Source organism: Solidesulfovibrio carbinolicus (genome assembly GCF_004135975.1).
GTDB lineage: Bacteria > Desulfobacterota > Desulfovibrionia > Desulfovibrionales > Desulfovibrionaceae > Solidesulfovibrio > Solidesulfovibrio carbinolicus.
Genome location: NZ_CP026538.1, coordinates 1,014,542 through 1,026,195, shown reverse-complemented (window position 1 = coordinate 1,026,195; position 11,654 = coordinate 1,014,542). Strand labels below are relative to the sequence as shown.

Here is an 11,654-nt window from a genome sequence, read left to right as displayed (position 1 = left end):
TATCCTCCTGCCAAGCCCGCACCAAACGCCACCCACAGCCACAGGGCTTGCCCCTGGGCTATCGGCCGTTCACGACAACCTCGACAGTCTTTGGCGACCAATGCCGCCCAGAGCCCCAAAACCGGGCTCGCGCCTTCGGATCACTGCAAAAAGTGCTATTTTCTACCACAAAACCGCCCTGTTGGGCCAGCGCCTTTTTCAGCCCTGCCCGGCCAGCCGGCGCAACACGCCGGCCAACACGCCGTAATTCCTGGCCCGGTCATGCGAGGCGCGCACGTAGGCCCGGGCCGCCTCGCCCATGGCCAACCGGCGCTGCCGGTCGCCCAGCAGGGCGTCCACGGCCCGGGTATAGGCGGCCGGATCGGCCGGAGGCGTAAGGATGCCCGTCTCGCCGTCGGCCACCACCTCGGCAACGCCGCCATCGGCCAGGGCCACCACCGGCAGCCCGGCCGCCTGGGCTTCCAGGTAGACCATACCCAGCGACTCCCGCAGGCCCGGAAAGGCGAACACGTCCCCGGCGCTGTAGACCGCGCCAAGCCGCTCCCGAGGAACTTGCCCCAGGAAGATGGCCCGTCCGGGCAGTTCTTTCGTCGCCAGCGCGTTCAGGCGCTCCCGGGTCGGGCCGTCGCCGGCCGCCACCAACGCGAAATCGCGCCCGGCCCGGTGCAGTTCGCCCAGGCGCTCAAAAAGAAAAGTCAGGCTCTCGGTCTTGACGTCGTCGCGGAACATGGCCGCTGTGATGATGACCGGCCGGGTCCCCACGCCCCACTGGCGGCGCAGCTCCCGCCGGGCCTCGGGGTCAAAGGCAAAGGCTTCGGGGGCGATGCCGGGCCGCACGTAGCCCAGGCGCTGCCGGGGCAACAGGCGCTGCAAATTCTCCACGTCCAGCCGGCGGTTGGACACGACCAGATCAGCGGCCAAAAGCGACCGACGGTTGAGTTCGTAGCCCAGGCGCGTCTTGAGGTGGCGGCGTTGTTTGGTGGAATACACGCCCTGAAACACCACGTAGGGGATGCCGAGTTCCCGGGCCACGTAGGGGCCGATGACGTCGGGGGACTTGTAATAGGCGTGGTAGGTGAGAAAAAGCCGGGCCTTGGCCCGGGAGGCCGCCTCCAGGGCGGCCCGGCGGGCGAAAAGGGCCTCGATCCAGAGCCTGGGGCGGCACGACAGCCAGCGCGCCCGGAAGCGGCTGGCCACGGTGAGCGTTATGCCCTGGTCCGTGAGAGCGGCGGCCAGCTCCCGGCCGATGGTGCGGTCCCCGGACGGATCGGGATGGTCGAGCGGCTTAAACGGCGCGTAAAAGGCGACGTTCACAAGGCGGCGTCCCGGGCGAAACGCCCCGGCGGATCGCCGGCATGGGCCGCGAACACGGCGGCCAGCCGGCGGATGTTGGCGACGTTGTCGAATTCCCGGCCGACCAGCTCCCGGGCGGCGGCGGCCAGCCTGCCGGCCAGGGCCGGGTCGGCCAGCAGCCGGCGCAGGTTGGCGGCCAGGGCGGCCGGGTCGTTGGGATCGCACGTCAGCGCCGTTTCGCCATGTATCGCCAGCTCCGGCAAGGCCGAGACGTTGGTGGCTGCCACGGGCAGGCCCATGGCCATGGCCTCGACCAGGACGTTGGGCACGCCGTCGCGGTCGCCGTTTGGCAGCACCCGGCAGCCGATGAGAAAGGCATGGGCGACCCGATAAAGATCGACGACGTGTTCGTGGGGCATGGCGCCGTGGAAGCGCACCCGGTCGGCCAGCCCCAGGCGCGCCGCTTGTTCGGCCAACGCCGTGGCCTCCTCGCCCGCGCCCACGAGGTCGTAGGTGAAATCGAGGCCCTCCCGGGCCAACAGGCTCAGGGCGTCCAGCACGGTGTCCAGACCTTTTTTGGCGGTGAGCCGGGCCACGGTCAGAAACCGCCAGGGCGGGCCGGCGGCCGGCCGGGCGGCCGCGCCGTCAAAAAGGGTCAGATCGATGCCGTGGTAGACCGGAAAAATGGGCGTGCCGTTAGGCGAGAGTTTTTTAAGATACGCCGCGTTGGCCTGGGTGCAGGTGACGACAAAGGCGGCCCGGCCGATCTTTTCGGCCAGACGCTCGGGGCGCTGGGTCCAGACGTCCTTGGCGTGGCCGGTGAAGCTCACGGGCGCGTCGGCCATAAGCCCGGCGTACATGGCCACGGACGTCGGCGAATGGGCGAAATGGGCGTGGAGATGGGGCGCTTCGCCCGGGTGCAGGGCCTCGTCGCAGAGCAGTCCGGCCTGGAGCAGATGCTTGACCGTGGCCGACTTGGGAGCTTCGAAAAAGTGGCGCAGCATGAGGCCGGCGGCTTTGAGATAGCCAGCCGGCCGGGAGGCGGCCGTGCGGAGGTTGGCGGCCAAAAGCCGCCCCAGGGCCGGCAGCATGGCCTCGGGCAGATAGACCACCTCGGCCTGGATGCGCGCCACGGAGGCGTGGCTGAAGTTCTCGCGCGGCTGTCGCATGGACACGATGCGCACGCTAAAGCCCTGGCGCTCCAGCAGCTCGATCTCATTGGAAATAAACGTCTCGGAGATCCGCGGATACCCCTTGAGCACCATCACCAGCACCGGCTTTGCCGTCATCGTCGCTCCTTACCCCCGATAGCCGAACACCAACCGCAGCACGCGCCGGGTCAATCCGGAAAAAAGTTTCGCCTCAAGGGGCCGGCCGGCAGCCCGTTTGCCGGTCTCGGCCAGGGTCGGATAGGGCAGCACCGTGCCGGCCAGGGTGGACAGCCCGACCTTGCCGGCCTTGGCCGCCAGCCACAAGGCCAACTGCTCCCCGGCTCCGGCCCCGGCGATGCCCACGCCCAGGAGCCGGCCCCGCTTGCCGAGCACGAGCTTGACCAGCCCTTCCGGGGTCCCGGCCGCCCTGGCCCGGTCGTTGCCGGCGTAGGGCTCGGCCACCACCGTATGGGCGATGCCGGCGGCCTGGGCCTGGGCCTCGGTCAACCCGGCGGCGGCCAGCCCCGGGTCGCTGTGGACGCAGCGCGGCATGAAGCCGTAGGCGACCTGCCTGGGCAGCCGGAACACCGCCCCGGCCAGGACCACGCCGCCCTCGTAGCCGGCGGCATGGGTAAACTGGTGCTCGCCGGTCACGTCCCCGGCCCCGAACACGTGGGGCAGGTTGGTGCGCAGCCGCCCGTCCAGCACAAGGCCTTTTTTTGTATGGGCAATGCCCACGGCGTCAAGGCCCAGGGCGTCGGTGTTGGGCCTTCGACCCTGGGCCACGAGGAGAGCCTGGGCGGCGACGGTCTCCCGCGCGCCCCCCTGCTCCACCGTGACCAGGCGCAGTCCGGCCGGGTCCGGCCCGGCCACGCGGACGACCTTGGCCCCTAAAAGAAGTCGCACGCCGTCGGCGACAAGCCCGGCCTCGACCACCCGGGCCAAGTCCGGGTCTTCCTTGGACAGCAGCCGGCCGCTTCGCTGGATGATGGTCACCCGGCTGCCCAGGCGGGCGAATACCTGCCCCATCTCGGCCGCGATGGCCCCGCCGCCGAGGATAACCAGGGATTCCGGGAGGTTTGGCAGCGAAAAGAGTTCACGGTTGGTGAGGTAGCCCGCCTCGGCCAGCCCCGGGATGTCCGGCACGGCGGCCCGCGATCCGGCGGCGATGACGATGCGGTCGGCCGTGACCGTCTCGCCGTCCACCTCCAGGCTGTTGGCGTCGCGAAACCGGGCCTGGCCGAAGCGGACTTCTACGCCCAGGCCCGTGAACCGGGCCACGGAGTCGTGCTCCTGGATGCCGGCGATCACCGTCTCGACGCGCCGGCGAACGGCGGCGAAATCCACCGGAGGGAGGGCCATGGCCGGCAGGCCGAAAGCCTCGGCCCGGGCGGCCAGATGGCGCGCCCGGGCGGTTTCGATGAGCGTCTTGCTCGGCACGCAGCCAAAGTGCAGGCAGTCGCCGCCAAGGGCCGGCTCGGCCTCGATGAGCAGCGTTTTCACGCCCAGCCGCCCGGCCCCGGCAGCCACGGTCAGCCCGGCCGCGCCGCCGCCGATGACGGCCAGATCGTAATGTCCCTGATGTCGCATGTCTGCCTCCTTGGCATGTGCCCCGCCGGCCGCCCCCCACGACAACGTCACCGCGGCAGGACGTAGAGCACCGTTTCCAAGGCGCAGGCCGTGTGGTGCCCCAGGTAAAAACAGCTGTCAGGCAGGATATCCTTGAGGAACAACGGGATGACAAAAAGATCCTCAGGCCGATGGTAGACGGAAATCGCCAACCGGGGGCGGCTGCGGGCCAGGGTCGCGACAGCCCCTTCCAGGGCCCGCATCTCGGCCCCCTCAACGTCCAACTTGATAAAACCCACCCGCTCCAGGGCGTTTTCCGCCACAAAAGCGTCCATGGTGGTCATCTCGCAGACCGTATTGCCCTGCCCCCCGTCCGCCACCACGCGGGAGTCGTCGCCGCCCGAGGCAAACGGGAGCGCGGTTTTCTCGTTCCACAGGCCAAGGGGCACGAGCTGGAAATTGCGGCAACCGTCCTGGCCCGCGATCTGGCCTGAGGCGGCGGCGAAACCGGCCGGGTCGGGCTCGAAGCCGTAGAGGCGGCCCTTGTCCCCGATGCTTTGACAAAAAGCGCGCTGGGAGTGGATGTCGGCCGAGATGCCGCCGTCGATGACGACGTCTCCAGGGCGGGGTTGCACTTGCGGGTGATAATATTCGTTGTAGCCGCACAGCCGGTAGTAGCCGATGTTGCCCGTCGCCACGGCGCGCACCCGGGCGGCGAACACCTGGCGGCTCTCCTCATCGTCAAGCAGGGCATAAGCCCGCTCCAGCGCCTGCCTGTTGGTTTCATAATAATCCGGCCAGTACGGCGAAACCCATTCGTCGCGGCGCATGGGCATAAGCACGTGGAAGGCGTCAAATCCCAGGGTCTTGAGGGCGCAGGCCCCGGCCGCGAGCTTGTTCCAGCCGTAAGACGGCAGGGCCAGGGCGATGTCGGCGTCAAGGGGCAGCGGGTCCCCGAAGAGCTTGCGCACGGGCAGACGCGCGCCCGACGGGCCGGCCGGTCCGGCGATTTCCCGAGGCGAGCGGCTGCCCTGGTCCACGATGAAGAAGGCGCGACAGCTCGTATAAAACTCGTCTCCAAGCATGGCCGCAACCGCCGCGAGATCCTTGGCGAAGCAGACCACCACAACGCCGCGCGACCAGACCGGATAACCAAGGGGCCGCAGGAGCGGCGCTTGCCTGAGCATTTTTTTGAGCGTCATCCCAATCCTCGCGGCCAAAGCGGACACGGCAGCGTCCGGGCCTTCCCTGGGTTGCCACAACCCCAGGCCCAAGGCAAACCCGCCAAGCGGCCCGGCTTCCCGGCGTTCCCGCAGCCGCCCCTATGGCAAACGTCGAATCCATGGTATGCGTCAACCTCCCCAAGTCCAACCGCCGGCCCGCGACGGCCGGCCCACGAGGTGTCCCCATGACGACCCTTGCCTACGATCTGGCCGTCATCGGCGGCGGCCCGGCCTGCGGCCCGGCGGCCAGGGCCTGCCGCGAGGCCGGCTGGTCCGTGTGCGTCATCGAATCAGGTCTGCTTGGCGGCGTGTGCCCCCACACCGGCTGCAACCCCAAAAAAGTCCTCATGGGGCCGGCCGAGGCCGTGGCCATGGCCCGCCACCTGGCCGGCAAGGGCCTTGCCGGCGAACCCCGGCCCGACTGGCCGGCCATGGCCGCCTTCACCCGTACCTTCACCGAACCCGTGGCCCCCTGGCTGGCGGGCGACTACGCCAAACGCGGCATCGACGTCCTGCACGCCCGGGCCGCCTTCACCGGCCCGCGCACCTTGCGGGCCGGCGAAAAAACCATCGAGGCCAAAAAAATCCTTATTGCCGTGGGAGCCACCCACCAGCGCTTCGACTTCCCGGGCGTGGAGCATCTGGCCACCAGCGACGATTTCCTGGCCTTGGCCAAGCTTCCGGCCCGCATCGTCTTCGTCGGTGGCGGCTTTGTCGCCTTCGAACTGGCCCATCTGGCCGCCGCCTGCGGGGCGCGGGCGACCATCCTCACCCATGGCGACGCCGCCCTGCGCCGCTTCGACGCCGACCTCGTGGCCCGGCTGGTGGCCGCCACCGAAGCCATGGGCATCGCCGTACGCTTAAACTCCCCGGTGGCGCGCATCGACCAGGAGTCCCAGGGACTTTGCGTGAGCGGCCCGGGCTTCTCCCTGGCCGCCGACATGGCGGTCAACGCCGCCGGCCGGCCGCCCCAACTGGCCGGCCTTGGCCTCGAAGCGGCCGGCGTGGCCGCCACCAGGGCCGGAATCACGGTCAACGACCAGCTGCAAAGCGTCACCAACCCCGACGTCCATGCCGCCGGCGACTGCCTGGACGCGCCCTATGCCCTGACCCCCACGGCCGATCTGGAAAGCCGGGTCGTGGCCGCCAATCTCCTGGGCACGCCCACGGCCATCGACCGCACGGGCACGCCAAGCGCCCTTTTCACCCAGCCGCCGCTCGCCATGTGCGGGCTGACCGAAGCCGACTGCCAGGCGCGTGGCCTGGCCTACGTGAAAAAGGAATACGACCTGGCCGACAGCTTCCCCTGGCAACGTCTGGGCGAGACCGTGGGCTGGTCCAAAACGCTGGTGTCGCCGGATGACGACCGCATCCTCGGCGCGCATATCCTGGGACATGCCGCCGAGGAATTGATAAACGTCGTGGCCCTGGCCATGCGCCAGAACCTTCCGGCCTCGGCCCTGCGCCAAGGCATCTGGACCTATCCGACCTGCGGCTATTATTTGCGGTATATGTTCTGAGGAGGAAGAGAAGATCGGGGCGCTGCCCCGAACCCCGCCGGGGGGCCTAAGGCCCCCGGCCCCCCCATCCTGTATGGAGCGGCGCGTCAGCGGGCGACGGTGACGCCGGCGAGTTTTTCGAAGTGGCGGATGATGCTGCCGTGGTCGTCCTCGCCGCAGCCGTCGGCCATCATGGCCTGCATCACTTCCATCACTGCGGCGGTAAAGGGCAGCGGCACATGCAGCTCATGGGCCGTGTTCATGACGTTGTTCAAATCCTTGGCGTGCAGCTTGATGCGAAAGCCGGGATCGAACTTGCGGTCCATGACCAGCGGCGCCTTGGCGTCCAGCACCGTGCTGCCGGCCAGCCCGCCGCGAATGGCCTGATAGACGAGATCCGGCTCCACCCCGGCCTTGGCCGCCAGGACCAGGGCCTCGGACATGGCCGCGATATTAAGCGCCACCACGATCTGGTTGGCCAGCTTGGCCACGTTGCCGGCCCCGACCTCGCCCACCCGCGTCACGGACCCGGCCATGGCCGACAGCACGGGCTTGACCGCCTCGAAATCCGCCGCCTCGCCGCCAACCATCACCGACAACGTGCCGTCAATGGCCTTGGGTTCGCCGCCGCTGACCGGCGCGTCGAGAAACCGCACGCCCTTTGCGGCCAGCTCGGCCGCCACTTCCCGGCTGGTCAGCGGCGCAATCGAGCTCATGTCCACGACGTACGTGCCGGGCTTGGCCCCACAGATGACGCCGGCCTCGCCCAGGATCACCTCGCGCACCTGCGGCGAATCCGGCACCATGGTGATGACCAGCTCGCTGGCCTCGGCCACGGCGGCCGGCGACGGAGCGTAGACTGCGCCATGGGTTGTCACCGCTTCGACGTTGGCGGCGGTACGGCTGAAAACCGTGACCTCGTAGCCGGCCTGCAGCAAATTACGGCACATGGGCTTGCCCATGATGCCAAGGCCGATAAATCCGATCTTTTTCATTTGTTTCTCCAGTACGGCCGTTGGGAAGCCGGGACGGCCATGGGCCTGCAGCCCCACGGCCGACGCCGCCTCCCGGATGATTACCCGACGCGAACGGCGGGCGTTACAGCGAATAGCCCATGTCCTTGATCCAGCCCAGGGACGACAGCGTGTCCGGCGCGGGCACGTACTCCAGGCCCACGTAGCCGTCGTAGCCCAGGCGGTCGAGCTCGGAAAAGATAAAAGGAAAATTGATCTCGCCCGTACCCGGCTGATGCCGCCCCGGGTTGTCGGCGATCTGCACGTGGCCGATGCGCTTGATGTTGGCGGAAAGCGTCGCGGCAATCTCCCCTTCCTGGCGCTGGGCGTGGTAGACGTCGTACTGCATGGACACGTTCTCCCGGCCGATGGCGTCCAAAAGGGCCATGACCTGGCTCGTGCGGCAGACCACGAAATCCGGGATGTCGTAGCGGTTGATGGCCTCGACCACCAGTTCCATGTCGTCGCGGCGCAGCACGTCGGCGGCATAGACCACATTGGCGGCCAGCATGTCGAAGGCGTCGGCCTCGGTCTGGCCCGCCACCAGCTTGCCGGCCAGGCAGTTGAGCCGGGTCACGCCCAGCTTTCGGGCATAGTCCACGGCCCTATGCACGCCGTCGCGAAACTCCTCCACCCGCGCGGGGTCGGCGGCAATGCCCCGATCCCCGGCGGCCCAGTCGCCGCTGGGCAGATTAAAAAGCACCTGGGTCAGGTTGTTGACGTCCAAATGCCAGCGCAAATCCTTGGCCTCGTAGTCATAAGGAAACAGGTACTCTACCTGCCTGAACCCGGCCTTGGCCGCGGCGGCAAAGCGGTCCAGAAACGGCAGTTCGGTGAAAAGCATCGACAAATTGGCGGCAAAACGCGGCATGGCGGCTCCTTGCGGTGTTGCGATGGGATTTTGCCTCCGGCGGCCAGGAGAGGCTCTGCCTCTCCTGGACCTCTCCGCCGGGGGGCTCAGCCCCCCGGACCCCCGACATGGGGTTGCGGGGCGGCGGCGGGACGGCGACAGGTCAGGACGCTTCCTGGGCGGGCTGGTCGCCGAAGGTCGCCGGATCGAAACACGGCGCGCCGGACAGGAAGCAGGCCACCATGGCGTCCATGCTGGCGTCGCTGACCATGAGCATGTCCGTCTGGCGGGTGAATTGCAAAAGCCGCCCCATATGCCCGAGCTGCTCGGCGATGACCTCCCGGGAAAACTTCTGGAAACGCCCCGACACCCGGTCGGACACGGATTCCACGGCAAACCCCAGCGCCGTCAGGATGCGGCCGATGGCCGTGGCCCGCCGGGCGCGCTTGACGTCGTCGGCCGCGCCGCCGGAAAACGAAAACGTGATGTAGTTCTTGTTGACCGTATGCCCGCAGTAACAGTCGAGCACACCGTAGTGGTAGCCCACCCGGGAACTGAAATTGAGGTATTTGTCGGAAATAATCGCGTAGGATTTCTCGCCGAAACGGTCGGCCCCGGCCTTGGGCTGGGCAATGAGCTGCTCGGACATGACCGAGAGAAACCCGCCCAGGTTGACGGGCCGCAGCGCCTTGGCCTGCTCGCTGAGCACCAGTCCCGTCAACAGCGCGGCAAAGGGCTTGGAAGCGATGTCCTGCGGACGCACCCGCGTTTTGTCCGCCGCCTCGGGCTGAATGCCGCCGCCCAGGTCGATGATGTGCAGATCCAGGCCGGTGGTGGCGTCGAGGACGTACGTGCCCCCGCCCTGGCCGGCCACGAGGTCGCTGACGGCGAACATGCAGCCGTAAGACCACTCGTGCAGAAGCCGCGTGACGTCATGCAGGCTCGTGCAGGACTCCGGACGGAACTCCGGGGCCTTGGGATTGAGCAGTGTGAGCGGCACGACGCGCCTGGCCGCCTCGGCCAAAATGGCGTGGACTTGCGTGCCGGCCATAAACGCCGGGGCCTCGGCGGCCGCATCGAGCAGGCTCTCCACCCGCCCCCGGTAGATGCGGCAGCCCGAGGCGTCCACGGTGACGATCTCGCCGTCCGCAAGCATCTTGGTGGCCTGGCCAAGCCCCAGGAGCGTGGGCACGCCGAACTCCCGCGACAGCGAGGCCATATGGCCGGTGACGCTGCCGTGGTCGGCCACGATGGCCGCCGCCCGTTTCATGGCCACCATGAACCCCGGCGAGCTGTGGGGAGCCACCAGCACCCCGCCGTCCGGGAAGTCGTCCAGATCCTCGTCGCGGGCCACCAGCCGCACCGGCCCGCAGGCCGCGCCGACGCAGGCCGTCTGGCCGCCGGAAAGCGCCACCTCATAGCCCGGAACCGGCGGCGCGGCCTCGGCCCCGGCCTCGGTGAGGGCGGTGAGTTGCCGCGATTGCAGCACACAAAGCGCCCCGTCCTCGGCCAGCGCCCACTCCATGTCCTGGGGCAGGCCGAAATGGCGCTCCAGGGCCATGCCCCAGCCGGCCAGGGTATGGGCCTGCTCCGGGGTCAGACAGGGCTGGCGGCGCAACGCCTCGGCCACGGGCACGTCGGTGAGGCCGCCGGTCGGCGATGCCACCAGCATTCGGGGCTTGTCGGCGATGTCGGTGGCCGTCGGCTCCAGGCTGCGGCGGTCCAGGCGGTAGGCGTCGGGGGTGATGACCCCGTCCACGGCGTAGGGGCCAAGGCCCCAGACGGCGTTGATGAGCAGTTCGTCGCGGCCCGGAGCCTCGGGCAGCCGGGTGTAGAGCACGCCGGCGGCCTTGGAAGGAATAAGGGCCAGACAGGCGGCGGCCATGGCCACGTCGTCGTCGGGAATGCCCTTGAGCAGCCGGTAGGACATGGCCCGGGGCGTAAAAAGGCTGGCCAGGACGAATTTATAGGAGGCGGCCAAACGGTCCCGGGAGACGTTTAACATGGTGAGGTACTGGCCGGCGAAGGAGAGCTCGCCGTCCTCGCCGATGGCGCTGGAACGCACGGCCAGCCGCATTCCCGGGCCGAGGGTTTCTTCCAGCCGGGCGGCGGCGGCGTCGATTTCCCGGGCCACGGCCTGGGGCAGGGGGGCGCGCAGAATGGCGGCCTGGATGTCCTCGGCGGCGGCGGCCATGGAGGCCGGATCGTCCGGGGCGATGCCCAGGCGGATGCTGGCGATGGTTTCGTAGAGGCCGGCTTCCTCGAAAAAGGCCTGGAAGGCGGCGGTGGTGACGGCAAAGCCCGGCGGCACGGGCAGCCCGACCCGGCCGGCGATTTCGCCCAGGTTGGCGCATTTGCCCCCGGCCTGGTCCACCATCTCGGCGGTGATCTCGCCCAGGTCGAGGACGAGGCGGCCGCGCGCCGGGTTGACCCGGGTCTCGATGAGCCCCTTGATTTCGGCCGAAAGCCGCTCCACCAGGGCGATCAACACCGGCTGGGGCCGGCCCGAGAGGCCCTCGTAGCTCTTGATCATGCGGATGGCGTGGAAGATGGCCCGGCTGGTGCGCGAGCGGATAAAGGCCATGCCGAACACCGTGCGCCCGCGCAGCATCTCCTCGATTTCCGAGCAGATTTTGAGCAGCTCGGTGTTGGATTCGAGCAGCGACTGGAACCGGTTGTATTTTTCCCGGAACACCGCCGCCGACTGGTCGCGGTCAACCGGGACTTTGCGCCGGGTGAAGCTGGCGGCCAGGTTTTTCAGCCCGGCAAGGACCGTGCCCATGGGCGTTCTCCGGCAGCGACCGGGGATCATGCCCGGCGCGGGTTGCGGCGCTTTGGCTTTTGCGCCCGGCGGCCTTCCCGGCTATACGAGAGGTTACCGCCCACAGGCGGACCCCCGGGAGGCAGCCATGGAAGCCAATTACGCCATCATCGCCATTGTCATCGCCTTGTCCCTGGTCATCGGCGTCTACATCGGCGGCAAGCTGCGCCGCAAACGCTAACGCCCCACAACCCACGGAAATACCCTTTCCCCATGCAGGGAGGGGCCGGGAGGG

The 11,654-nt window shown here is 68.6% G+C and carries 8 protein-coding genes; 1 reads left to right on the top strand and 7 read right to left on the bottom strand.

Annotated features, from left to right (window positions below; genetic code table 11):
- Window positions 1-198: 198 nt before the first annotated feature.
- Genes C3Y92_RS04565 through C3Y92_RS04550 form a run of 4 tightly spaced genes read right to left on the bottom strand, consistent with a single transcriptional unit; the run spans window position 199 to window position 5,215 of the window.
- Entirely contained in the window at window positions 199-1,314 is a 1,116-nt protein-coding gene (locus C3Y92_RS04565) for a glycosyltransferase family 4 protein (protein WP_129349909.1), read from the bottom strand.
- Window positions 1,311-2,582 carry a glycosyltransferase family 4 protein gene (locus C3Y92_RS04560; RefSeq protein WP_129349907.1) on the bottom strand — a complete coding sequence of 424 codons (1,272 nt, stop codon included), beginning with the start codon at window positions 2,580-2,582 and terminating at the stop codon, window positions 1,311-1,313. The genes C3Y92_RS04565 and C3Y92_RS04560 overlap by 4 nt, the downstream gene beginning before the upstream one ends.
- Window positions 2,583-2,591: 9 nt before the next feature.
- Window positions 2,592-4,034, bottom strand: coding sequence for a dihydrolipoyl dehydrogenase family protein (locus C3Y92_RS04555; protein ID WP_129349905.1), 1,443 nt, complete (start codon window positions 4,032-4,034; stop codon window positions 2,592-2,594).
- A 47-nt stretch (window positions 4,035-4,081) separates the two neighbouring features.
- Window positions 4,082-5,215, bottom strand: a complete 1,134-nt coding sequence (locus C3Y92_RS04550; protein ID WP_129349903.1) for an FkbM family methyltransferase — start codon at window positions 5,213-5,215, stop codon at window positions 4,082-4,084.
- Window positions 5,216-5,421: 206 nt separating this feature from the next.
- On the opposite strand from C3Y92_RS04550, the gene C3Y92_RS04545 reads away from it, so the two are divergent.
- The gene (locus C3Y92_RS04545; RefSeq protein WP_129349901.1) at window positions 5,422-6,756 is read left to right on the top strand and encodes a dihydrolipoyl dehydrogenase family protein; all 1,335 of its coding nucleotides are present in this window, start codon (window positions 5,422-5,424) and stop codon (window positions 6,754-6,756) included.
- Between the two features lie 86 nt (window positions 6,757-6,842).
- Here the strand turns inward: C3Y92_RS04545 and garR are convergent, their stop codons facing one another.
- The 3 genes from garR to C3Y92_RS04530 form a co-directional block, all read right to left on the bottom strand.
- Window positions 6,843-7,730 carry a 2-hydroxy-3-oxopropionate reductase gene (gene garR, locus C3Y92_RS04540; RefSeq protein ID WP_129349899.1) on the bottom strand — a complete coding sequence of 296 codons (888 nt, stop codon included), beginning with the start codon at window positions 7,728-7,730 and terminating at the stop codon, window positions 6,843-6,845.
- Window positions 7,731-7,833: 103 nt separating this feature from the next.
- Window positions 7,834-8,619: a hydroxypyruvate isomerase gene (hyi, locus tag C3Y92_RS04535; protein WP_129349897.1), complete on the bottom strand. Its 786-nt coding sequence runs from the start codon at window positions 8,617-8,619 to the stop codon at window positions 7,834-7,836.
- A 142-nt stretch (window positions 8,620-8,761) separates the two neighbouring features.
- Window positions 8,762-11,380 (bottom strand): PEP/pyruvate-binding domain-containing protein, encoded by a 2,619-nt coding sequence (locus C3Y92_RS04530; protein ID WP_129349895.1) that lies wholly within the window; start codon window positions 11,378-11,380, stop codon window positions 8,762-8,764.
- Window positions 11,381-11,654: the final 274 nt, after the last annotated feature.